The following is a 25405-nucleotide window of genomic DNA, read 5'->3' as shown; positions in this document are numbered from 1 at the left end:
AAAATACAAAAAAAATGGCAAGTATGAATACCAAGTTATCAAGTCATTCGTTAAAAAGATCATTTTATAACGTGGCTAATATAGACTATTTCAAAATAGACTTCAATTCCGTTACAGAACCGCTTTTAAGATTAACTGTACCACCTTCTGTGAATATTTCGATAATGTCGAATGCTGATGAAGGGAAAAAGATGTCAGAAAACACTATCTGATTATCTCCGACAAACATTTCGACAGAACTTACATCTACTAAAATACGCCACTGTATTTCTTTTTCCGGATTATAAGGCAAAGAGGTCTGAAAAGATGCGAATCTATCGTGAAATTTAACTCCCGTAGCATTTGTCCTGTCCACATAAAAGCGTTGCAGTTTTTTATCGAAACCAAGCTCTATAAACTCTCCATTATTATTTTTCAGACATACTCCATATTTTTCAGGAAGTGACTGTGAAGAAAAGTTTAATTTCAGTTCCGCCTGATTGGCTTTGAATTGTAATTTATCCGAGATATTCAGAGTTCCTTCAATTTTTGCCTTATCTAATTTGGCTTGTTTTCCATACAATCCTACAATTTCTTTTACAGGCTGAATATCTAAACGATAATTATTCTTGTCCTTCACCAATGACAGTTCGCGAGGAAATGTCGCTGCACCCGACCAGTGATGTGTAAATATACCCCGGGCCTGCCCTCCATACTGATGTGAATTCATCCAGGCCACAAAAATACGGCGGTTATCCGGTGCATTATCGAAAGTCACTCCCGCATAGCAATCTTTCCCATGATCGATCCATAATGTATCCGTTTGATCACAAGAGAAGTCTTTTCCATCGAAATCACCGATAAAATACTGTGTCGCGGTAGTCAAACGATCAGGGGTATTAGTAAAATCTACAACGCTGACAAGTAAAACCCATTTAGTTTCCCCGCTGCCTTTTACCTTCAAAGGAAAGAAGTCAGGGCATTCCCATGGGCCGACATGCGACCCCTTACCCTCGCCAAATTCACTGAGGTATTTCCAGTCGAGACTATTTTCCGATTCGTAGAATTTGATGACAGACCCTGCTGCAAGCGCCATAAGCCATTTATCAGTCTGCTTATTCCAAATGACTTTGGGATCGCGGAAATCTTTAATTCCGGGATTTGGTATAACAGGATTCTTATCGTATTTGATCCAGCTTCGGCCTTTATCTAAGCTGTATGCAATTGCCTGCGATTCTGTTCTGATATCGCCGTTTCTCTCAGCTACTCCATTATGATATGTGAAAATCGCAATTAACGGAGGGTTATCTTTCGAGCCTAGTCCTGATGTATTATTATGATCGACAACAGTGCATCCTGAAAAAATGAAACCCAAACTATCCGGATAAAGTGCTATAGGCATATATTCCCAATGCAGCAAATCCTTACTTATGGCGTGCCCCCAATGCTGCCCTGATGAACCATTGGGGATATGTTGATAACATAAATGATATTCGCCATCGTAATATACAAGACCGTTGGGATCGCTCATCCATCCTTCTTTGGGCGAAAAATGAAATTGAGGACGATAACTTTCCGAATCCATTTTGCCATCATTACCCGTTTGAGAGAAAGCAGACAACGAAATGAGTGATAAACAGATCAATAATAATTGTCTATACATAGTAAGATTAAGGTTATAGAGTTAGCAAAAGAATTATATCTTCTGCCTGTATTCACAAGTATTGCAGAGGCTTAATCGATGTGCTTTATATACGCCCTGCGCATCTTATGATTTTCGGCATTAAATCCGTCCCAAAGCGATGCGACCTTATTATTCATTTCAAGTTCAGGGTTAGATTCGGCGAATTGAAATCCGCATTTGTAAGCCGACGGGATAAAATCGTTAAAGATTATAGCATTCACACCTTTTCCCTGATATTCGGGGGCTATACCTATCAGCAGCAAGTCTATAACCGGGTTTTTCTTGCTTTTCAAGTCTTTTACCAGATGATACCAACCGAAAGGGAATAGTTTACCTCCCGATTTGATCAGTCCGCGCGAAAGGCTGGGCATACCTATTCCAAAACCGACCACTTCGTCTGTTTCCTCTTTGATGATGATTGATACAATATCCCAACGCAAAAGAGGAACATACATTTTCACATAGTGATCTATCTGTTTCTGAGTGAGCGGTGCAAAGCCATAAAGAGGCTTATAAGCTTCATTCATTAATCGGAACAGCCTGTCTACATAAGGTGTTATCTGTTTCAGGTTCTTAAATTTTAATACCTTCAACCCATATCGTTTCGCTACCATATTGGCTATGCGCTGATGTCTTTCCGGAACCTCATGAGGCACCGGAATCCGGTACTCGTTCCAGTCGGCTTCCTTTTCGAAGCCTAGACGCTCAATCTGAGTCACATAATACGGATAGCTGTATTTTGTAGCCATTGTACTTACCTGATCGAATCCTTTGATAAGCATCCCCTCAGGATCGAGGTCGGTAAATCCCATAGGGCCGACAATGGCATTCATACCTTTGCCTTTTACCCATTTTATAGCCGCTGAAAACAGTGCGTCTACCACCTCATTATCATCGATGAAATCGACAAAGCTAAAGCGGGCATGCTTTTCATTCCACACTTCATTGGCTTTATGATTGATAATAGCACCTATACGGCCGACTATTTTGTCATCCTTATAGGCGAGGAAAAGCTGCATCTCGCAGAAATCGAAAGCCGGATTCTTTTTTACATCCAACGTATCCAGTTCATCTAGAATAAGAGAGGGCACATAATACGGGCAATCTTTATATAATTTGATAGGAAATTTCACAAATGCTTTCTTCAAAGCCTTGTCACTTTCACTTACTTCTTTTATTAATACAGACATATTTATATTCCTGTTTTATTACGGGTGTAAAGATACTATTTAGTTACAAGTTACAGGTTACGAGCTACGAGTAAATTGTATAAAAACATTAAAAACCAGATCACCAGATCAACTCATTTTCGGACACTATGTAATCCATTTTTATATCGTTCTTGTCTGCCGGAATCTGATCTAATAATTGAAACTCGAAACATATACCCATTTTAGGTGATTTTATTTGAGGCAAAAAACGGTCGTAATATCCTTTACCCCTTCCTAGCCGGTTCATCTTACGATCAAATGCGATTCCCGGAATTATTAACAGATCAACTTTCTTATAATCGGTAAACTCATCTCCGACAGGTTCCATAATGCCGTAAGCCGACTGCTTAAAGACAGTAGACGATGTACATTTTCGCCAAAGCATATCTTCATTGACTATGACAGGCATATAGAAGTTTTTTTCTGCCTCCCATTTATGTACAAAGCTGAAAGTCTGCACTTCGTCTTCCATACTGTTATAGATAAATATATTTTTAGCTTGTTGAAAAACACCTGTCAGTTCTAGGACGGATAAGACTTCTTCGGAACGATTGGCTAAATCTGCCTGTGTAAATCCCCTTTTCAACGAAGATATTTCCTTTCTGAGCTTATCTTTTGCTTGTGGTATATTATTCATTTTTGTCTGATTTGAGGCTGTTATATCCGGTTTATCTCAGCCCGTAAATAGAAATCTCCGACAAAAATACATTTCTTCGGTAATATTATCCTATTTTTGAGGCTTAAAATGATATTGTTACCCAAAACTATAAAAGCAGTCAGCATGAATGCCATATCCAGATTCTTTCAGAGACCAATATTCTATGATAAAAGGCTTATTTTTGCACTTTGGATAGGGGCCGCTTTGATAGCGGGGATCAGCCACATCCATAAGGCAAACAATTATCAGATATTCAAGCATGTATTTTATCATACCATAGATCAGGTCAATCTCTATGCCGAATACCCTGAACAATACTTCGATACCAATCATTACGGCCCGCTATTCAGTATAATCATAGCGCCGTTTGCATTATTACCCGATTTCCTTGGAATACCTTTGTGGGAAATGGTTATTGCCGCCACATTGCTAATAGCAATATACAAACTGCCCATGTCGTGGAAAGGTAAGGTTATCATTTACTGGATTGCCATGCATGAGGTCTATCTGAATGCTACCAATAGCCAGACTAATACACTTATAGCCGCTCTGGTGATAGGTACCTTTATCTGTATAAAGTCCGAAAAAGACTTTTGGGCAGCCTGTTTTATTATGCTGGGGCTGTTCATCAAACTATATGGAATAGTCGGACTCGCTTTCTTTTTCTTCTCCCGCCATAAGCTAAAACTTATCGGTTATCTGATTCTATGGGGAGTTATATTCTTCGTTCTTCCGATGATTATATCCTCGCCCCAGTTCATAGTCCAAAGTTATGCCGACTGGTACGAATCATTGACCTTAAAAAATGAGCTGAACGCCGGATCTATCTATCAGAATGTTTCTGCATTGGGAATGATTCAGCGGGTATCAGGTATTCAAGGACTTAATTTATTTATACTCTTACCGGCTTTCATTTTGTTTGCACTGCAATACATACAGGTAAAAGCATATAATAATCCGGTATATCAATACGGGCTGCTGGCATCAGCGCTGATGTGCATTGTCCTTTTCAGTACAGGGTCGGAAAACAGCACCTATATTATTGCTATTACAGGAGTAGCTTTATGGTTTCTGATACAAAAGAAGCCCCGAAGCAAATATGTAATTATACTGTTTGTATTCACATTGTTTGTCACGCTATGTGCAGGTTCGGACATCGTTCCCGGATTTGTTAGGAAAGAGATAATAAGGCCGTATTCACTTAAGGCTCTTCCTTACCTGATAGTGTGGCTGACATTGGTTTATCAGCTTATAACATTCAAAAAATCCTCTGATAAACTTTCATCACTTTATTTCACCGAAAGCAAAGGTTCTGAATAGTGATTTATAATTCAGGAGCACCATAAAAATCCTGAATAGAATTCGTATAAATGCAATAGTTGATTGGGAAACGCCCTTGAAATACAGTAGGTTTTTTCACTCCTACAGGCACCAACATAATATCTGTTTTACCGTCGATGGTAAAACGATCCTCTCTTGAAATATTCTCTCTATTATCGAATTTATAAGAAAAGTAATATAAGTAAGGATATATCCAGCTTTTATACTGCTCTTTGGAAATCTCCTTATCACTAGATTTTATATCTACATCCTTCTTGTGAGTAACTGCCTCCTGAAACTCCACTGCATTGAGAGGAACTCCGTCCAGATAGGCTATTGCATCCCATTGTGGATCGACCATCACCCATTTGTTGAGGTCTTTAAGGAAAACTTCCAATACCACATGCCCTGCGCCCGACGGTCTTGTTTCTACATCCTTCGTCTTGAGTGCCAATGTTCGTGAGGGCAAGCCTATTGAATTCAGACAGGCAGTGGTAACAATACCATATTCCACACAACGAAAACGCTGTCCCTGTTTTACCTGCTCAAGTATATATAATGCATCGCTTTGCTTTGGTTCGTTATATCCGTCATGCTTCCAGAGGTTATGAACCCATGATGCAATATGACGAACTTTTTCAATATCGGTTGCGCCTTTTGAGGCAATACTATCGATAGGATATTCTGCTCTTAGCTTTTGTAAATAAGGATTATTTTCTCCTTTCTCATAAATGAACCTGAACTGAGAGTTTTTATTAATCCGGTCAAAACTAATATTATTCTTCTCCATTCCATTATAAAAAATGGCTACAAGCGGTTTCATTCCTTCTTTTTGAAATATAAATATACCTCTTTCATCTTCCGGAACACGGACTGAGATACTGTCTATATCCGTAATCATCGATATATTTAAAGGTTCAATGGCTATCGAAATCCGGACTGTATCGCTCTTCTCTTTCGAAAATTGCAAATCATCTTCTGAGGTGTCACCGTTTACAATAAGCTTAACTTTATCGGTATTAGTTTTCACCACATAAGTTTTATCTTTCTGTGCATATGTAAATATGGATAAGGAAAGAAAGATGAGAAACAGATAAAAGTATTTCATAGGTGTATTTGGTTATATTTTCTACTATGACGTATATGACAACAGAAAAGTTACACGGTAAAGATAAAAAAAGCATGGAATATTACATCCATGCTTATATTTTATATCTTGATTGTTATTTAGACTACCAGTATCTGACGTTCGAAGTATTGCATCGGCGACAGTATAAGTCCCGGGCCGGTCATTCTCATATTATCCGAAACCGTATTATAAAGTCCTTCCCTGATAGCATCCTTTGTCGCTTTGTTGGACTTAATCAACCTCATGGACTCTTTTATGATCAGGTCATCCCGCTGGAATACCTGATAGAAACCTTCTTCACCAAAAATATTGCGTATCACAAAGGCTTGCAACTGAGTTTGCAACAGCTTCCTCGATTCGGCAATCAGATAAGGCTGACGGCGTATACCTTTGGCATAAGCATACTCTACGAGATAGTCAACAAGCGGCTGTGTCGATAAGTATTTATCGGCTTCCTGCCATGTCTTATACTTCATTAAAGCTTCGCGGCTCTTCTCGGTGTATACATAAGAATACTCACGCATCATTCCGCTATTGGCTACCCTCAGGTAATACGAATTGATGCCGACAGTATCCCGAGGCACAAACACATCCGATAAGATACCATCATCACCGTATACAGGTCTGCCAGCAAGTGTGTGGAACAACGGCAGATTATCCAGTTTTATGCTGTCGCGGCTCGAGAATTCACCACGGTTGTACCTATTCAGTAAGTCCATGTCGTAATCCTTACGTTCGCCTTTCTTATATGCCTTTTGTATGCATCTTCCCGACGGAGTATGATAGCGTGCGATAGTCAGCTGCAATGCCGAACCGTCTTTAAATGTAAATCTGTTCTGCACAAGACCTTTTCCGAATGAACGGCGGCCTACTATCAGCCCACGGTCATTGTCCTGCATGGCTCCCGCAAAAATCTCACTGGCCGAAGCACTTCCTTCGTCGATAAGTACAATCAGCTGGTTATCCTTGCATGTTCCCGAACCGTCAGCAAATACATTTTCACGCGGATATGAACGGCCTTCGGTATACACGATCATGTTTCCGTTGGTAAGGAATTCGTTTGTCATCATAATGGCAGCGCCCATGTATCCTCCTGTGTTCTGTTGAAGGTCTACAATGAACGATTCGCAGCCAAGGCTTTTCAGTTTGGCGATAGCCGTAATGAATTCATTGTATGTAGTACTGCCGAACTTCGTAACCTTAATATAGCCCGTTTTATCGTCGAGCATATAAGATGCCGGTACGGTTTTTACAGGCACATCGGCACGGGTAACTTCAAAATCGATGAGGTCTTCACTGGTGCCTCTTTTTATCCTGATCTTTACTTTCGTATCTTTCTTTCCTCGCAGTGTCCTGAATACTTTTTCTTCACCCAGACCTTTACCAACAAAAAGACTGTCGTTGACATAAACAAGCCTGTCGCCCGGAATAATGCCGACAGCTTCCGACGGGCCACCCGGTAAAACATTCACAATATTGACAGTATCGTTCTTGATGATAAACTCTACTCCTACTCCACTGAAATGGCCTTCGAGTTCGTCGCCGCTCAACTCCATATTTTCTTTCGAAATATATACCGAGTGAGGGTCGAGCCCGGCTATTATCGAGGGAATGGCATCCTCTACAAGTTCGTTGACATTTACTGTATCTACATACGACCTGTTTATATATTCGAATACGGTTTCCAGCTTATTAGCCCCGAACATTTTACGCACCGGAGTAAACACCGAAAACATATTACCTATAAGAATCCCTATGGCAATGCTGAATGCGATGCATAGCGGGAGCCATATATATATCCTCTTATTACTTTTCATTTATTATTAACACGCTTATTTATTACTTTCTATTTCGTCCATCTCAATAAGAACCACTTCTATACCTGCTCTTTCCAGCAATGCCGCACCATCACTGCGCCTGTATTTCTGATTGTATACTACTCTTTTTATGCCTGCCTGTATAATAAGTTTTGCACATTCGATGCAGGGCGATGTAGTCACATACATTGTCGCTCCCATACTGCTGTTGTGCGAACAGGCAACTTTTGTTATAGCATTTGCTTCGGCATGTAAAACATATGGTTTTGTGTCATTGTTCTCATCTTCGCAGATATTTTCGAATCCGGCCGGAGTGCCGTTGTATCCGTCCGAAATTATCATCTTATCTTTTACGATGAGAGCACCAACTTTGCGGCGTACACAATATGAATTTTCTGCCCATATGGCTGCCATTCTCATATAGCGTTCGTCTAACAATTGCTGCTTATTTTTAGCCATAAATTTTACCTAGTTTAAGAAGCACAAATATAATGAAAAGTTCGCGATATATCTTTATCAGCCTGTTTTTTATAGCTGAGTATTTTTAGCAAATCTTTCTCAATTTGGCAAAAAGAATTTTCTATTGTGTAGCTCTATTTTTTGTTTTTACATTAATTAACCATATTTAGTTAAAAGGTAACAAAAGTAACGGATTTCGGATAATAAATCAACAATTTCCGTTTGTTGCGTGAATGTAATAAGTATCTCTTTTTGTATTCATATTCGTTAACAATATTTAGTTAAAAAGTAACGAAAGTAACAGAAATCAATTAAGAAAGAATAATTAATAATTCAGTCACTTGAAAAACTTTCACCTAGATAGGGTAACTACAAAAAAACATTTCAAAAAACCATTCGTCAGAACCATTTGTTATCCTCTTATAATATCATCCTATAACATAGATAAATTTTTACGAATTTCCGTTAATAATCCCCCGCTTGTAAAGTCTTTATGGCAATAACAAAATAATAACGTAAATTTGTCCGCCGAAAACGGAAGATTTACACAAAAGTAAAAGAGAAAATGAACCGACAGAAATTTAAAGCCCATCCTTGGCACGGGATCAGCAGGGGTGAAAACGCACCCGAAATAGTAAACTGCTTTATAGAAATAGTACCTACAGATACCGTAAAATACGAAGTAGACAAAGAAACCGGATATCTGAAGATAGACCGTCCGCAGAAATATTCAAACATTATACCTGCCTTGTACGGATTCGTCCCGCAAACCTATAGTGCCGACCGTGTAGCAGAAATCACGAATAAAGCATTGGGAACTACCGATATTGAAGGCGACCATGACCCTGTAGATATATGTGTACTGACCGAAAAGGATATTACACACGGCGATATTATCGTAAAAGCGCGTCCTATCGGCGGGTTCAGGCTGCTGGATCATAATCAGGCCGACGATAAACTAATTGCCGTGCTGGAGAATGATGCCATTTACGGATGTTTACGTGATATAACCGATTTACCGACTATGGTTATTGAAAGACTGAAACATTACTTTACCACATATAAAGACTTGCCGGGAGATAAATCGCCCCGCTGTATACTCACCGATATTTATGATGTAAATACGGCCCGCGAGGTCATACGTATGGCAATAGAAGATTACGATATTGCTTTCAGGAATGAAATCTAAAAAGAAGCTACTTATCGTATCGATAAGTATTCTTTTTTGTCTTGGCATCCTGTGCCTGACATACGGATATTGGGAAGCAAGACATATCGTAATTAGGGAAATGTCTTTTGCAGATGAAGACATACCTGCATCCTTTATCGGAAAGAAAGTGATATTCGTTTCCGATATCCATTGCAACCGATATTTTACTCCTGATGATGTTGCAGAACTGGTAGAGAAGATAAACGAAAGGAAGCCCGATATCATTATCCTCGGCGGTGATTACATTCTTAAAGATTCGACATATACAAAACCATTTTTCAATGAAATAAAGAATCTGAAAAGCACCTATGGCGTTTATTCCGTTTTGGGCAATCACGACCACTGGGAAGATGCAAGGCTTATACAAAAAGGCCTCACAGATTGCGGTTTCAATATCTGCGACAATCAGTCATACTGGATAAAAGAAGGCAGTGACAGCATCAAAATAGGCGGTGTTGGTGATTTCTGGGAAGATAAGCAGTTAATTGAAAATACAACCGGCGATGTAAATCCGTCGGACTTTTGTATACTTATTTCACACAATCCCGACTATCTGGAACTCCTGGAAGGCAACCGTGTAGACCTCATGCTGTCGGGGCATACACACGGCGGGCAGATAACTTTCTTCGGGCTTTTCGCCCCTGCTATGCCGCGTACCGAATTTAGAAGACAGGATCTCGGATATCTGAATACCGATCAGAAATATCGTTACGGCTGGAAAAGCAAAGATGATATGAGGCTATATGTAACTTCCGGAATAGGCGTAGGAGGTATACCGTTCCGCTTTTTTGCAGCACCTGAAATCGTGGAGATTACACTATCTAATTAGGCAAACGCTCTATTTCCTATCATCGTCAAGCCTTATAAAGGTCTTATCCTTACTAAAATAGCTTTTAATCGTATCATCTATATTATAAATACGATAGCTGTCGGCATAAGCCCAAGTGCCCCGCATATATATCTTGCATAAATAGACTTCATCGGGATTCTCGCGCATATCTTCGGGTATTTTTTCGTACGAAACCGGATCTAAGACTTCAATCTTTGTTATAGTCCCTTTTTCGGCATCCCTGTATCTCAAATGGCTTTTGACAGCGCCCGCCATTTTTTCCAGATCATACTGGTTGGTACTGCATGAGGCAAATATAGAAAGGATGCTGAATATTAATATATATTTTTTCATATCAAATATTTTTAAGTTATAAAGCTATCTATTCTTTATATTATTTGATAAAGAACACCTGCAAATTCCACAAAATAAAAGCTTATTTTTCTTACTTTAATTACTAACAATATATCAGTCCAGTTGTTTCATATACACATTATAATCGTCACTACCCGACGACTCTTCATATATCACAAGACCGAAATATTTTATTACACTGATAAGATGATTCATTATCTCAGCCAGAATAGTTTCATATTCAGCCCATACAGTTGTATTTGTAAATGTATATAATTCGATAGGCAGACCCTGAGTAGTCGAAGCCAACTGCCTTACCAATAAAGTCAGATTCGGATTTATATCCGGATGATTGCGCAGATAATAGATGCCGTACTGCATGAACAGGTCACAATTTGTTATCGCATGCTTATTCAATGGCAATTCACTATCCGAACTAGCTTTATTCAGTTTGGCATAAACAGCCTGCTTATTCTTAATATACTCGGCTAAACCGTCTACTTTCTTAAATTTTTCCAGTTCTTCATCGGTCAGAAAACGTATACTCTCATATTTCACATTCAGTGCCCGCCGGAACCGTCGTCCTCCCGACTGCTGCATACCGCGCCAGTTCTGGAAAGAATCCGATATCAGGGCATAAGTGGGTATAGTAGTTATTGTTTTATCGAAATTACGGACTTTCACTGTAGTCAGTGTAATATCTTCCACATTTCCGTCGGCACCATATTTGTTCATTGTTATCCAGTCCCCTATTCTCACCATATCGTTAGTAGTAATCTGTATACTGCCCACAAATCCCATAATGGAATCTTTAAACATGAGTAACAAGACCGCCGAAGCCGCACCCATAGCTGCAAAGAATGCTGTTGCCGAACGTCCTGTAAGTATGGCATATACTACCACCGCCCCGAATATGAAAAGTATCATCTGTATAACCTGAAAATAACTTTTCATCGGCTTCTGCTTAAATGCAGGCTTTTCCTGCAGCAGATCGCCGAATGACCTAAGGAGTGCCATTACAGTCCATATGACCATAAATACCAGATAGATATCCGTCAGCTTTATCAGTGGGCCGATCGCTCCCTTAAAGTCGAAGAAAACAATAGGTATCGTTCCCCTTACAAAAGAGTAAGGAATCACAAGTGCGAGATAATGAGGCAGCTTATTATTAACAGTATACCCGAAGAACGACATCTTTGTTATCTTCTCTGCCCTGCGGAACAAAAAAGTCAGCACCGTTCTTACCAGCCATTGCAGGATGTATACAGTCACAATGACCAATGTCAATAGTACAACAAGTTTGACATAGATAATCCATTCCTGTGGAACACCCATATTTGTCAGCACTTTTTGCATCCAGCCTGCTATTGTAAGAGTCATCGACTCGTAGTCGTTTTGTAAATCATTTATATCCATAATCGATTTGCATTGATTTTCCTCAAAAATAACGAATTTAAGAAGTCCAGCCTAGTAGAATAGGCCGTAAATTAATAAAAAGTTAAAATTTAGATGTATCCTGATAAAAATATACAGCTTATTTTCATACATTAGCAACTCCTATTGTTTGCTACAGGGTATAAGTATGGAAAGAGGTAAAAAGAAATTTTCTATAAAGGAGAGGTTATTAACATTCAAGCATGTGTCCAGCGGTTTCAAAGCATTATGGCTCGAGGAGCATAATGCCCGTATCCACATTATTACGTCGGCTGTAGTAATAGCATTGGGATTTTTTCTGGATATATCTATTGTAGAATGGTTTGTAATCCTGATATTGATAGGAATGGTGCTTTGCCTCGAAATCGTCAATACTGCCATTGAGAATATATGTGACTATATTTCACCCGAATGGCATAAGACAATAAAGAAAATAAAAGACCTCGCTGCAGCCGCAGTATTTCTGGCCGCTGTCATATCGGTAGTATGTGGTGTAATTATCTTTCTACCCAGGATATGTGATTTGATATCATCACTAGAATAATAATTAAATAATAACTCTATATCCGTTTCACTAAACAAAAACGATCAAGTATGAGGAAATCATTTATTTTAATTGCTTTTCTGGCTATCGTAGGCCTCATAAAAGCCCAAGCCCCCGAAACGCTGCCCGTAGATCCACAGGTAAGGTATGGTACGCTTGAAAATGGCCTGACATATTACATCAGGCATAATGAGTATCCTGAAAAAAGAGCTGATTTCTACATTGCCCAGAAAGTAGGGTCGATGCAGGAAGAAGACAATCAGGCCGGACTGGCGCATTTTCTTGAACACATGGCTTTTAACGGAACAAAAAACTTTCCGGGTAAAAAGACAATGCTGAATTATCTGGAAAGTATAGGTGTAAAATTCGGTGCAAATGTAAATGCATATACCTCTTTCGACGAAACAGTCTATAATATTTCAGACGTACCGGTGATACGAGAAACGATAGTAGACTCATGCCTGCTGGTATTGCACGACTGGTCTAGCTTTATTGCCCTCACGGACGAGCAGGTAGACGAAGAACGTAAAGTGATTAAAGAGGAATGGCGTACACGCAGCGGTGCCCAAACACGTATCTGGGACAAGCAACTGCCTGTCATATTCGAAGGTAGTAAATATGCCGACCGTATGCCTATAGGTAAAATGGAAGTTGTGGAAAACTTTCCTTATCAGACACTCAAGGATTACTATCACAAATGGTACAGACCCGACCTGCAGGGGATAATTATCGTAGGAGATATCGACGTAGATAAGGTGGAAGCAAAGATAAAGACAATGTTTGCCGATATACCTAAACCTGTTAATCCGGCCGAAAGAATATATCACCCCGTACCGGACAATGACGAGCCTATAATTTCGGTAGTTACCGACCCGGAAGCAGTACAAACCATTGTCAGCCTTTACATAAAACATGATATCATACCCGAAAACCTGAAAAAAACGCAGGCTGAGTTAATGATATCTATTGTGAAAAATTTATCTTCCAGCATGTTATCCGACAGGCTGAATGAAATATCACAAAAGGCCGATGCGCCTTTCGCATCATCTTATGCTTACGACGGAGGTTTCTTTGTATCTAAAACAAAAGATGCATGGACTACGCTTGCATTAAGCAAAGAAGGGCAGATAGACGAAACACTGGCTGCTATGATAAGGGAGAACGAACGTATAAGACGATTCGGATTTACCGAAGCTGAAGTGGAAAGAGCTAAAGCCAGTTTGTTGCAGAGGTACGAAGATATGTACAACAACCGCAACAAACAGCTTAATGACAGATATGTACAGGAGTATGTGAGTAGTTTTACAGATAATGAAGGTATTCCGGGCATAGAATACGAATACAATTTCGTGAAGCAAATGGCTCCTATGCTAAATGCGCATGCAATCAATTCAATGGTTCAGGGGCTTATCAGCAAGAAAAATGTAATTATTACTGTTGTCGGACCTGAGAAAGAAGGCATGGTATATCCAAGCAAAGACGAATTGCTCCGAATATTCAATGCTGCAGAAGCAGAAGAAATAACTCCATATGCGGAGACTGTTTCCAATGAACCGCTAATTACGCAGCTGCCTCAACCGGGTAAAGTAGTGAATTCCACGACCGATGAGAAGTTGGGAACAACGATATGGACTCTATCCAACGGAATGAAGGTCGTGATAAAGAAGACTGACTTTAAAGATGATGAGATTATCATGTCATCCAATGGATATGGAGGCACTTCCATTATCGATGATTCGGATATATACAATGCCAATATGGCATCTATGGTTCCTTATGTAGGCGGTATAGGCAATTTTAGCGCTACCGAACTGAAAAAAGTGCTGGCAGGAAAATCGGCAAGGGTATATCCGAATATATCGTCGTGGACGCAGGGGATAAACGGCTCGTCCAATATCAGAGATGTGGAAACCATGTTGCAGCTCGCCTATCTGCACTTTACCGCTCCACGAAAAGACGAGGGCGCATATACAACCCTTATGGATGTGATCAAGAATCAGATCAATAACCTGAATTCCGACCCGGGATATGTGATGAGCCTGCACACAAGTGATGCACGGTATGGAGATAATCCGCGTATGAAAGAAATGAAGCTGGAAGACGTAGAGAAACTGAATTATGACCGTATCATCGAAATATATAAAGAGATATTTGCCAATCCGGGCTCATTTACCTTCAGCTTTGTAGGAAATATAAATGAAGAAACATTGAAACCATTGGTTGAACAATATCTGGCTTCGCTGCCTTCGGGAAATAAGAATGCCACATATACGAAACGGAATACAGATATACGCAAGGGTGCATTCAAAGATTCTTTCGAACAGGAAATGAAAACACCAAAGACTTCTGTATTTGAGCTTTACAGCGGTACAATTGAAAGAAATCAAAAGAACCAGATAGCAATTTCTGCCCTTAAGCAAATACTCGATATCGTATATCAACGTACAGTAAGGGAAGAAGCCGGAGGTACTTACGGAGTAAGGACAGGAGCAGGCATTGGCCGCATACCTGACGGACAAACTACATTGCAGATGTCTTTCGACACCGATCCTGAACGGGTAACCGCTATTTCTCCTATCATAGAGCGGGAAGTAAAGAACATCGCCGAGAAAGGCCCTGAAGATGCGGACTTCCAGAAAGTGAAAGAATACATGCTGAAGAAATTTCAGGAAGATGAGAAGCAGAACGGTTACTGGGTAAGTATTCTGGGAGCTAATTACTTCTATGGGGAAGATAATCATTCTAATTATCAGTCTATCGTTAATGCTCTGACAAAAGATGATGTCAGGAATATCACAAAACAGCTTATATCGCAGGATAATTTCATTCAGGTGATAATGAACCCTAAGAAATAACAGTATATTGTTATAGTCTAAAACCGCTTGGATATATATCCGGGCGGTTTTTCTTTTTTATGTTTGCTGCCACTAAATAATTAATTGCTAATTTTACAAGTGATTATAAATGCCTTACATATGAAAAACATTACATTATTTATCAGTTTATTATTTTGCATTTCGGGAATAACAGCGCAGAACCGCTGGAAGATATTGGATAAAGAGGAATCGGGTTATGCTGCAGGCGGTATCATGTGGACTGTCGGTAATAATGATATCCATACCGACCATATAGAAATGAGCGGCAAGCATATCTCGGTTATTCTAACCTATGGAACCGACCCGAACGGCCTGCTGGTTAGCAAGAAGCTACTGGTATTCCCCATGCTGAGGACGATACCGAATGATACCCATGCCAGCCTTATGCATACATTTGCAGACGATGCGCGTCCGGTAATAAAAATCAATAAAAGGGTCATTCAGGAGAAAGCATCTTCGTTCTATCTGAAAGGTATATGGGAGTCGACATCCGATATAGGCTTCAACTCTGTACTCCGCCGCGAATTAACTCCGTCTGTGGATAAGCCTCATGCCGTAGAGAAGTTCACGATTACAAATAACGGGAAAGATGCCATCACTGTCGATATAGAAGACATGCAGAAAACATCACGCACGCATCAGGAAAACGGGGTATATGGGGCATACGAAATAAAAGCAGAAACCCACAATAGCGGAGTATTCAAAGTTCAATCCGGAAAATCCGTTTCTTTCTCGGTTGTTTATTCCGGGCGAAGAACCTCTTCGGCTGCATTTACAAATATAGACATAGACAAAGAAATCGCACAGCGTAAAGAATTTACAGACCTGATCTTCAAAAACATTCAGTTTAACTGTCCGGATAAAACATTGAACAAAATGTTCGATTTCGCCAAGATACGCTCTATGGAAAGCATTTACGAAACAAAAGCAGGCCTTGTTCACGGGCCCGGCGGTTCGAGATATTATGCTGCCATATGGGCAAACGATCAGGCGGAATATGCTAATCCGTTTTTCGCATATACGGGATACGATACAGCCATAGAAAGCGTACTCACCTCATGGAAATGGTTTGCAAAATATATGAATCCCCAATATAAGCCGATACCAAGCTCGATTATAGCCGAAGGCGACAGCTACTGGAACGGTGCAGGCGACAGGGGCGATCAAGCCATGATAGCGTATGGCGCGGCACGTTCGGCACTAGCTTTGGGCGATAGAGAAAAAGCGAAAGAAGTGTGGCCGCTGATAGAATGGTGCCTCGAATATTGTAAGCGTAAGATTAATAAAAACGGAGTGGTGGCTTCGGATAGTGATGAACTGGAAAACCGTTTTCCGTCAGGAGATGCAAACCTCTGCACCTCTTCGCTTTATTACGATGCATTGGTTTCAGCCTGTTATCTGGGCAGGGATCTGGGTATACCGCAAAAACAATTAAAAGAATACAAAACACTTGCAGAGCAGTTACACAAAAACATAAACAGCTTCTTCGGTGCGGATGTACAGGGATTTGACACCTATCGGTATTATGAAGGCAACGATATTTTACGCTCTTGGATATGCATACCCCTTACTGTAGATATCTTCGAACGTGCCAATGGTACAGTAGACGCTCTCTTCTCCCCCCTCCTTTGGACGAAAGACGGATTGTTAACCATTACAGGCGATAAGACATTCTGGGACAGGTCGACCTTATACGGGCTGCGCGGTGCATTTGCCGCAGGTGCAAAAGAAAGAGCCTTGCCTTATCTTACCGATTATTCCAAAAGGAGATTGCTGGGCGACCACGTTCCGTATGCTGTGGAAGCATGGCCCGAAGGAAATCAAAGGCATCTGTCTGCCGAAAGCGCACTTTATTGCCGTGTGGTAACCGAAGGTATTTTCGGATTCAGACCTACGGGATTAAACAGTTTTTCAATAACACCGCAGCTACCTAACGACTGGGAGTATATGCAATTGAAAAACATAATAGCTTTCGATAAAAAATCAATCGATATAGATGTAAATAAAGTACAGGACAGAATAAAAACAGACATATATATAAACGGAAAGCTTGTAAAATCGATAAAAGGCAAAAGCGGTCAAAAAATCGATATTGAACTATAGTATATTATGTAACGTTATCTTAACGAAACCTTAATGAGGTTACAATGTTGTTTTCAAATTTTTACACTTTACTTTGTGAAAAAATTAGGAATGGGTATGAAACAACTTTCTTTCATTATTTGCATAATCATATTACAGGGAATAAACTCCTGCTTTGCTCAGGATTCTACAGCATTCAAGCCATCGGGGAAGATAATAGCCCGCAGTTTTATCGATTATAGTACGGGATTCGGACACGTAAACCACGAAAAAGGATTCGATATCACACGGGCATTTCTCGGTTATAATTATAAATTCACACGTACATTTTCCGGACAGGTAATAATAGACGGGGCATCGGGCAAAAGCTCTTCCAATGATATTGAAGTACACCTCCGTAATGCTTTTGTTAACTGGAGCGATAAAGGCTTCAATATCAACGTAGGCCTAACCGGTTTAATGCAGTTCAGCATCCAGGAAAATTACTTTATGCACCGCTATGTCCTGAAATCATTTCAGGATTTAAACAAGATGGCTCCGAGTGTGGATTTAGGCGTTACAGCAGAATATAAATTCAACGATTATATTTCGGCAGATGTAAGCATTACCAACGGTGAAGGATATAAGAAGATAAAGAAAGACAATAATATGCGCTATGCCGCGGGAATCAGCCTGCACCCTATAAAAAATACGATATTAAGAGTATATGCCGATATATACAATGACGACGAAGCAGGCCGGGATGCATTACCGGAAAGCGCAACGGATGCAAAATATAAAGACCAATATAGTCTGTCTCTTTTTGCAGGATATCAGGATAAAAACATATCGGGCGGTGTGGAATACAACAGGGTGTATAACAAAGGATTCATAGAAAAGAAAGATTATTACGGTTATTCGGCCTATGCATCGGGAAAAGTGGCTTCTAAATGGAGAGTATTTGCCCGTTATGACCTTATGGATTCTACAAATCCCGACAATTTCACTTCGCCTTGGAACAGCCTCGACGGACAATTAATGATGATAGGCGTAGAGTTCCAGCCGCTTAAACAATTGAAGATAGCTCCTAACTTCCGCAATATCAATGCAGATAGAAGTAAGTCGGAACAATACGCTTATATAAATATTGAATTTAATTTGTAGGTTTTATTTATAGACTTACCATCTTCGTTTTCTTCTGAAAACGCCAATACATCAGTATAGCCGCACAACTCAGCCCTGACGGAAATGCCATCCAAACACCCGGTACTTTCCAGTCAAGAATGAAGCCGCATATATATCCTATGGGTAAAGCAATTATAAAATAAGAAATAAAAGCTATTACCATCATTGCCTTTACATCTGCAATACCTCTAAGTGCATTGGCAAATGTAATCTGCATACCGTCGCCGAACTGATACAGCAACATAGGAAAAACAAGCGAAACAACCACCATGCCCACTTCTTTATCGTCTGTAAACCAACCGCCAATATAATTTCTACAGAAAAAGATAACTGAAGAGGTTATAATCGCCATCACAATGATAATATGCGCACCTGCAAAAGCCGAATTGCGGATATTCAATATATCGTTTGTTCCCTTAAAATTACTGATACGCACAGCTATCGCCGCACCCATACCATAAAACATCATAAAGCTGACGGTAGAAACCGTTACCATAATCTGGTGCGCAGCCAAAGCTATGGCCCCCAGCCAACCTATCATTACGGCACTAAGGCTGAAAGAGGCCGCTTCCATACCCATCTGGAAAGCAATAGGCCAACCCAGTTTATTCAGTTTTTTGAAGTCGGGTTTATTAATCTTCGACCGCGAAAAGCCTCCGCGATACTGCATATATCTTTTAGTGAAAAAGAAGATAACCACAAACGCTAGAAGCATCACTATACGGGAAACCAATGTGCTGATACCCGCTCCGAGCAGTCCAAGTTCGGGCATACCCAGTTTTCCGTATATGAGTATGTAATTGCCTATTATATTCAACACATTCCCGCCGAGGAGAATCCACATCGCAGTACGCGTATCGGTTATCCCGTCGGCAAATTGCTTGAAGGCATTGAAAAGCATTATAAATATAATGGATATAAGCAGTACTATATAATATGGCTTAATCAGTGGTATCAGTTCTTCGGGTTGTCCTATCTTCTCTACATTGAAATATAAGACGGTCATTATCAGTGTAAGGAGTATTGCTACCAGTACATTTGCAAAAATACTGTTCTTCAGCATTCTGCCTGCTACGGGCAATTCTTTATTACCGAACAAACTGCCCACTACAGGCGTAAGTCCGTATGAAAATCCTGTACCGAATATTATAGCCAGATTGAATACATTATTTACAAAAGAAGCTGCCGCAAGCCCCTCCATATTGTAATGTCCTACCATGAGTGTATCCGCAAAGCCGACTATAATCATGCCTATCTGTCCGATAACAATCGGCAGTCCCAGATACAATAGGGCTATATAATGTGATTTATATTTATAAAAAAGCTGTTTCATTTTCGAAAATCCGATTCCCTCTATTTATCATGTTTAGCGGGTGCAAAAGTACGAATAATTTTCTCCCCGCCGAAATCAGGGAATTCTTTACATCCCGTAATCTTAACTGTTTCGTAACAGAACCTTAGTTCCTTTGTTGCAATAACATAATAATATTGCAGCAGAATTAAAATGGTAAAAGAAAATGAAAAAAACATTATTATTCGTAACAGCAGTATTAGCAATCGCACTTAGTTCGTGCGGCAACAAAGAGAGCAATTTATCGGGAGCAGGAGCCACATTCCCCGCCCCTTTCTACAATATAGTTTTCAAAGAATATTCAAAAATAGGCAGCAAGGTAACCTACGGTGCCATCGGTAGTGGCGGTGGCATCCGTAGTTTGAAAGACCAGACTGTAGATTTTGGAGCCTCGGACGTATTTTTATCCGATGCCGAACTAAAGGACATGGGAGCAGATGTGGTACATATACCTACAGCATTAGGAGGTGTGGTACTGGCCTATAATTTGAAAGACGTGAAAGACCTTAAACTGACGGCAGATATTATATCTGATATTTATCTGGGTAAGATCACAAACTGGAACGATGCTAAAATCAAGGAATTGAATCCTTCCCTGAACTTTCCCGATAAAGGAATTACAGTAGTTTACCGCTCGGACGGTAGCGGTACAACATCGGTTTTCTCGGAATATATGTCGAAAGTAAACCCGGCTTGGAAAACTGAAATCGGCGAAGGCAAATCATTGAAATTTCCCGTTGGAATCGCAGCAAAAGGTAATCCGGGAGTAGCGGGCATCATTGCCGAAACGGAAGGAGGATTCGGATATATCGGTTCGGAATATGCACTGGCATTGAATATGACATCGGCATTACTGCAAAACAGTGCCGGAAACTTTATAGCGGCAGACAGTAAGAGCATTTCAGCATCTGCAAATGTAGATATACCGAATGATACACGCGTTGTTATAACCAATTCAGCGAATCCCGAGGCCTATCCGATCAGTACCTTTACGTGGATAATCGCTTATAAAGAACAGAACTATAACGCACGGTCGGAAGTTCAGGCAAAAGCACTCGTCGGATTACTAAACTATATCATCAGTGAAGAAGGACAGGCCATTGCAACCAAAACGCACTATGCACCACTCCCTGCCGTTGCCGTAGAAAAGACTAAGGCCCTGATAGAATCGATGACATACGGTGGAAATAAAATAGAAACCTATCAACTATCAGTTGCTAAAGACACTGCTCACTAAGAGCCCCTCCATTCCTCCCCAAAGGGGAGGTTATAAAATGATATAACATGCTTCATGTAAAGACTAAAAAATTATCAGGGTTTACTAAAGCCTCCCCCCGGGGAGGTGGGGAGGGGCTCAAAGATAAAATATTTAAAGCCATATTATTCGTTGCTGCCTGCTTCATTATAATCCTCACCGCAGGAATCATCTACGGACTGGTAAGCAAAAGCATCGGGGCATTCTCCGAGTTTGGATTTGGCTTTATCACTTCTACTGAATGGGACTCGCGAAATGATGTGTACGGTGCCTTGCCATTCATTGTCGGCACAATGATGACATCCATACTTGCATTATTATTTTGTATACCATTTTCTCTATCGGTTGCCTTATTCAACGGTGAATATTTCAGGAATAAAAAAATATCGACAATAGTCAGTTCGGTTGTAGACCTGCTGGCAGGAATACCATCTATTGTATACGGGTTGTGGGGATTTTATACCCTGCGCCCGATACTTATAGATATGGGTGTAAGTGATCAGGGATTCGGCGTACTGCTGGCATCTATTGTACTAGCTATTATGATTATCCCGTATGCATCATCTCTGAGCGCCGAATTTATAGCTATGGTACCCAACGAATTGAAGGAAGGTGCTTACAGTCTCGGAGCGACCAATCTGGAAGTTATCACCAGTGTAAATCTTCCGGTTGCAGGCTCGGGAATATTCGCTTCGTATGTACTGGCATTTGGTCGGGCACTGGGAGAAACAATGGCCGTAACGATGCTTATAGGAAATACGATAAACATTCCAATGGCACTATCCGATACAGGAAACTCAATGGCAAGTATTATTGCTAACCAGTTCGGCGAAGCCAGCGGATTGAAACTGAGTTCACTCATGGCTATCGGACTATTGCTGTTCCTTATTACAGCATGTATCAATTTTGTGGCCAAGTACATCATGAAAATGGTAAATAAATGAAAAAGAGACTGACATCCACCGCTAAATTCAGGCTTGCGAAGAATAAAGTGTTCTTCTATGGAGTCTGCACGCTATCAGGCCTTACGATGATTCCTCTTTTTCTCATCCTCTGGGAACTGATAAAGAAAGGATATAAACAATTCAATCTTAGCCTGTTCACCGAAGTAGCCCCCACATCGATGGAAGCTATGCTTGCCCGTATCAGCGACAGCCCTATTCCGGGCGGCATATTGAACGGGATAACAGGTACATTGCTGATTCTGGCTATTGCTACCGTTATAGCTATCCCTTTAGGTATTATGGTTGGGATATACCTTGCCGAAAACCAGAAAAAGCGAATGGCTAATTTTGTCCGTAGCCTCAGTGATTTACTGCAGGGAATACCCTCTATCGTAATCGGGGTAGTAGTTTATATATGGGTGGTAGTACCTATGTCTGGCTACTCGGCACTGGCGGGTAGTATCGCCCTTGCCATTATGATGCTGCCGATGATAATACGCTCCACCGAAGAAAGTATAAAAATGCTGCCCGCTTCGCTGAAAGAAGCCGGACTGGCGCTCGGCGGTTCATATACCACCGTTATATTACGGGTATTACTGCCCTCGGCTTTTAGTGGATTGTTTACAGGTTCACTTCTTGCCGTATCGCGCGTAATGGGCGAAACCGCACCCTTACTGGTTACTGCGCTTGGCGCTGCATCTGTAAACTGGGACGCCACACAACCGACAAGTGCCATATCGCTGTTGATATGGGAATTCTATAACGACCCTAACCTTGCAAGCCTTGTATGGTCTTCGTCCTTGCTACTCTTGCTTTTCGTTCTGGGTATTAATCTCTTCGCAAAAAGTATAGCAAAAAAATGGAAAATTCAATAAATTTGAAGGAAGAATATATATTGGAACTAAGGGATGTTTCGGTATCCTACACTCCCGGTAAAAACGCCGTAAATATGGTAAATGCTGGGATAAAAGAAAACACCGTTACTGCCATTATGGGTCCCTCCGGATGTGGCAAGAGTACGTTGCTGCGCGCTATTAACCGTATGCACGAATTATATCCTGATATTAAGACCACAGGCGAAATATTGTTAAAAGGAAAGGATATATTCCATATGAATCCGATGAAAGTAAGAAGGCTTGCTGGCATGGTATTCCAGCGTCCGAATCCTTTTCCTACAATGAGTATTTATGAAAATGTCATTGCAGGTTATAAACTGAATAATATAAAACTGAATAAGGCAGAACGCGATGAAATCGTAGAAAACAGCCTTCGCAGTGTGGCTCTGTGGGATGAGGTGAAAGACTCGATGACAAAGAAAGGTACTTTCCTTTCGGGTGGACAACAACAACGGTTATGTATCGCCCGCGCATTAGCCCTAAAGCCGGAAGTCTTACTTATGGACGAACCGACTTCTGCACTCGACCCTATATCTACCAACCGTGTAGAGGAACTTATATTCGAACTGAAGAAACAATATACAATTGTGATTGTTACGCATAATATGTCGCAGGCAGCGCGCCTGTCCGACAATTCTATGTTTATGTATTTGGGCGAACTGGTGGAATATGGCACCACAAAGCAAATGTTTACCAAACCGAAGGATAAGCGGACTGAAGATTATCTGACAGGGGTATTTAGTTAATGTATCAATTCGAAAATTAGCAAATTTGAAAATGAAAAATAATTTGCTAATATGCTAATTTACAAATTTTCAAATTAAGATAACATGACAACAAATATAAAAGCCAAGCAACTCGAACTGCTTCTCCACGATTTCGAATTATTATCGAAAACAGCCATGATACAGATGCAGATAACAACTAAGCTATTGCATGACAATACACTTGAATCACTCTATGAAGAGGCCGAATCGAACGAAATAATAATGGACAGGCTTGAAATTAAAGTCCGTGAGGAAGTCGTTTTCACCATTTTCCAATTCAATCCCATTGCTGCCGACTTGCGAAAGATAATCACTTATCAGGATTTGACGACAAATCTGGAACGGATAGGCGATATGCTTCTGAATATTATTCACTTCCTTAAGAAAACAGATTTATCCGCTCCTCACTTCGAAAACATCCGGAAGATAATATATAAGATGGTGCAATATACAAGTGAGATGCTCCGTAATGCCATTTTCTCATTCTCGAATGAAGATAGCCATACAGCCTATCAGGTAATAGAAGAAGATGACAAAGTAGACGAATTATATCATCAAATAGGTTTATCTTTACAGGAACATTTTACCAATAAGCATTTGAGTAAAGCCGAAATACAGAACATGGTAAATGCAAATTCTATAGCTCACAATCTCGAACGAATCGGCGACAGCGCCACAAATATAGCTGAAGCTGCCATATATTTAACCGAAGGAAAAGACATCAGGCATGGAAACAAACAATAAGAACATATCTATATTGATAGTAGACGACGAACCGGATATCCGCGAGATATTGCAGTTCAACCTGCAAAATGAAGGATATAATATCGACCTTGCCGAATCGGCCGAACAGGCAGCAAAAATGCTTACTCCGAAACATCGTTTGATACTGTTGGATGTGATGATGGGGGGTATCTCGGGATTTAAGTTTGCCGATCAATTAAGGAAAGAAGGTAATAATACACCTATTATCTTCCTGACGGCGAAAGATACCGAAAACGATATGCTGACTGGCTTTTCTATCGGAGGTGATGATTACATAGCCAAGCCGTTTTCTATCAAAGAGGTAGTAGCACGGGTACGAAGCGTATTGAAAAGAACAGAGAATCAGGATAAAACTTCTGATAATAATATCCTGAATGTAAACAATCTTGAAATAGATTTCGATACCAAGACTGTCACAGTAGATAAAGAAATGGTGGAACTGACAAAAACCGAATTCAATATACTGGTATTGCTTGTGGAGAACTCGGGCCGTATATTTTCCCGCGCCGATATACTCGACAAAGCATGGAAAGACGACGGCATAGTCCTGGAAAGGACGGTAGATGTACATATTGCACGCCTTAGGAAGAAAATCGGCGAATACGGGGATTATATTATAAACCGTACAGGATACGGGTATACATTCAATATGCAAAATAAATAGTTATTGGTTACCA

General features: G+C 40.4%; 22 protein-coding genes. 13 read left to right on the top strand and 9 right to left on the bottom strand.

Features of this window, described 5'->3' with window-relative positions; all coding sequences use genetic code 11:
* Positions 1-85: 85 nt before the first annotated feature.
* From K348_RS0108395 to K348_RS0108385, 3 genes are all read right to left on the bottom strand, one after another.
* Positions 86-1642, bottom strand: a complete 1557-nt coding sequence (locus K348_RS0108395; protein ID WP_036930284.1) for a glycoside hydrolase family 32 protein — start codon at positions 1640-1642, stop codon at positions 86-88.
* Between the two features lie 71 nt (positions 1643-1713).
* On the bottom strand, positions 1714-2853 hold the full coding sequence (locus tag K348_RS0108390) for a hypothetical protein (protein ID WP_029904521.1): 1140 nt from the start codon (positions 2851-2853) through the stop codon (positions 1714-1716).
* A 100-nt stretch (positions 2854-2953) separates the two neighbouring features.
* Complete coding sequence (locus K348_RS0108385) at positions 2954-3511, bottom strand: 5-formyltetrahydrofolate cyclo-ligase (RefSeq protein ID WP_029904520.1); 558 nt, start codon at positions 3509-3511, stop codon at positions 2954-2956.
* 144 nt (positions 3512-3655) lie between these two features.
* On the opposite strand from K348_RS0108385, the gene K348_RS0108380 reads away from it, so the two are divergent.
* Positions 3656-4852 carry a glycosyltransferase family 87 protein gene (locus tag K348_RS0108380; RefSeq protein WP_029904519.1) on the top strand — a complete coding sequence of 399 codons (1197 nt, stop codon included), beginning with the start codon at positions 3656-3658 and terminating at the stop codon, positions 4850-4852.
* Positions 4853-4856: 4 nt separating this feature from the next.
* On the opposite strand, the gene K348_RS0108375 is transcribed toward K348_RS0108380, so the two are convergent.
* From K348_RS0108375 to K348_RS0108365, 3 genes are all read right to left on the bottom strand, one after another.
* Positions 4857-5960: a transglutaminase family protein gene (locus tag K348_RS0108375; protein ID WP_029904518.1), complete on the bottom strand. Its 1104-nt coding sequence runs from the start codon at positions 5958-5960 to the stop codon at positions 4857-4859.
* Positions 5961-6079: 119 nt separating this feature from the next.
* Complete coding sequence (locus tag K348_RS0108370; protein WP_081852541.1) at positions 6080-7798, bottom strand: S41 family peptidase; 1719 nt, start codon at positions 7796-7798, stop codon at positions 6080-6082.
* Positions 7799-7813: 15 nt separating this feature from the next.
* On the bottom strand, positions 7814-8257 hold the full coding sequence (locus K348_RS0108365; RefSeq protein ID WP_029904516.1) for a dCMP deaminase family protein: 444 nt from the start codon (positions 8255-8257) through the stop codon (positions 7814-7816).
* Between the two features lie 565 nt (positions 8258-8822).
* Here K348_RS0108365 and K348_RS0108360 point away from each other — a divergent pair.
* Both K348_RS0108360 and K348_RS0108355 read left to right on the top strand, forming a co-directional pair.
* Entirely contained in the window at positions 8823-9446 is a 624-nt protein-coding gene (locus K348_RS0108360; RefSeq protein WP_029904515.1) for an inorganic pyrophosphatase, read from the top strand.
* The gene (locus K348_RS0108355) at positions 9436-10296 is read left to right on the top strand and encodes a metallophosphoesterase (protein ID WP_029904514.1); all 861 of its coding nucleotides are present in this window, start codon (positions 9436-9438) and stop codon (positions 10294-10296) included. Before K348_RS0108360 ends, K348_RS0108355 begins: the two co-directional genes overlap by 11 nt.
* A 9-nt stretch (positions 10297-10305) precedes the next feature.
* Here K348_RS0108355 and K348_RS0108350 read toward each other — a convergent pair whose 3' ends face one another.
* Positions 10306-10650, bottom strand: a complete 345-nt coding sequence (locus K348_RS0108350) for a hypothetical protein (RefSeq protein WP_029904513.1) — start codon at positions 10648-10650, stop codon at positions 10306-10308.
* Positions 10651-10764: 114 nt separating this feature from the next.
* Positions 10765-12066: a mechanosensitive ion channel family protein gene (locus K348_RS0108345; RefSeq protein WP_036930267.1), complete on the bottom strand. Its 1302-nt coding sequence runs from the start codon at positions 12064-12066 to the stop codon at positions 10765-10767.
* Between the two features lie 166 nt (positions 12067-12232).
* Here K348_RS0108345 and K348_RS0108340 point away from each other — a divergent pair, with 166 nt between their 5' ends.
* The 4 genes from K348_RS0108340 to K348_RS0108325 all read left to right on the top strand — a co-directional run bounded on the left by K348_RS0108340 (position 12233) and on the right by K348_RS0108325 (position 18729).
* On the top strand, positions 12233-12628 hold the full coding sequence (locus tag K348_RS0108340) for a diacylglycerol kinase family protein (RefSeq protein ID WP_029904511.1): 396 nt from the start codon (positions 12233-12235) through the stop codon (positions 12626-12628).
* 50 nt (positions 12629-12678) lie between these two features.
* Entirely contained in the window at positions 12679-15483 is a 2805-nt protein-coding gene (locus K348_RS0108335) for a pitrilysin family protein (RefSeq protein ID WP_029904510.1), read from the top strand.
* A gap of 120 nt (positions 15484-15603) precedes the next feature.
* Positions 15604-17607 (top strand): hypothetical protein, encoded by a 2004-nt coding sequence (locus K348_RS0108330; protein ID WP_029904509.1) that lies wholly within the window; start codon positions 15604-15606, stop codon positions 17605-17607.
* 96 nt (positions 17608-17703) lie between these two features.
* The gene (locus K348_RS0108325; protein WP_029904508.1) at positions 17704-18729 is read left to right on the top strand and encodes a hypothetical protein; all 1026 of its coding nucleotides are present in this window, start codon (positions 17704-17706) and stop codon (positions 18727-18729) included.
* Between the two features lie 7 nt (positions 18730-18736).
* Here K348_RS0108325 and K348_RS0108320 read toward each other — a convergent pair whose 3' ends face one another.
* Positions 18737-20083 carry an MATE family efflux transporter gene (locus K348_RS0108320; protein WP_029904507.1) on the bottom strand — a complete coding sequence of 449 codons (1347 nt, stop codon included), beginning with the start codon at positions 20081-20083 and terminating at the stop codon, positions 18737-18739.
* A 184-nt stretch (positions 20084-20267) separates the two neighbouring features.
* On the opposite strand from K348_RS0108320, the gene pstS reads away from it, so the two are divergent.
* The 6 genes from pstS to K348_RS0108290 all read left to right on the top strand — a co-directional run bounded on the left by pstS (position 20268) and on the right by K348_RS0108290 (position 25392).
* The gene (gene pstS, locus K348_RS0108315; protein WP_029904506.1) at positions 20268-21338 is read left to right on the top strand and encodes a phosphate ABC transporter substrate-binding protein PstS; all 1071 of its coding nucleotides are present in this window, start codon (positions 20268-20270) and stop codon (positions 21336-21338) included.
* Between the two features lie 47 nt (positions 21339-21385).
* Positions 21386-22300: a phosphate ABC transporter permease subunit PstC gene (gene pstC / locus K348_RS0108310; RefSeq protein ID WP_231496756.1), complete on the top strand. Its 915-nt coding sequence runs from the start codon at positions 21386-21388 to the stop codon at positions 22298-22300.
* Positions 22297-23175 (top strand): phosphate ABC transporter permease PstA, encoded by an 879-nt coding sequence (gene pstA / locus K348_RS0108305; RefSeq protein ID WP_029904504.1) that lies wholly within the window; start codon positions 22297-22299, stop codon positions 23173-23175. Before pstC ends, pstA begins: the two co-directional genes overlap by 4 nt.
* Positions 23160-23942 carry a phosphate ABC transporter ATP-binding protein PstB gene (gene pstB, locus K348_RS0108300; protein WP_029904503.1) on the top strand — a complete coding sequence of 261 codons (783 nt, stop codon included), beginning with the start codon at positions 23160-23162 and terminating at the stop codon, positions 23940-23942. Before pstA ends, pstB begins: the two co-directional genes overlap by 16 nt.
* A gap of 84 nt (positions 23943-24026) precedes the next feature.
* Complete coding sequence (locus tag K348_RS0108295; protein WP_029904502.1) at positions 24027-24707, top strand: PhoU domain-containing protein; 681 nt, start codon at positions 24027-24029, stop codon at positions 24705-24707.
* Positions 24691-25392, top strand: a complete 702-nt coding sequence (locus tag K348_RS0108290) for a response regulator transcription factor (RefSeq protein WP_029904501.1) — start codon at positions 24691-24693, stop codon at positions 25390-25392. The genes K348_RS0108295 and K348_RS0108290 overlap by 17 nt, the downstream gene beginning before the upstream one ends.
* The last annotated feature ends 13 nt before the right edge of the window (positions 25393-25405 follow it).

The organism is Prevotella sp. 10(H), from assembly GCF_000711235.1.
Classification (GTDB): Bacteria; Bacteroidota; Bacteroidia; order Bacteroidales; family Dysgonomonadaceae; genus Dysgonomonas.
Note: the sequence above shows the minus strand (reverse complement) of the source record. Positions and strands in the feature narration are given on the sequence as shown.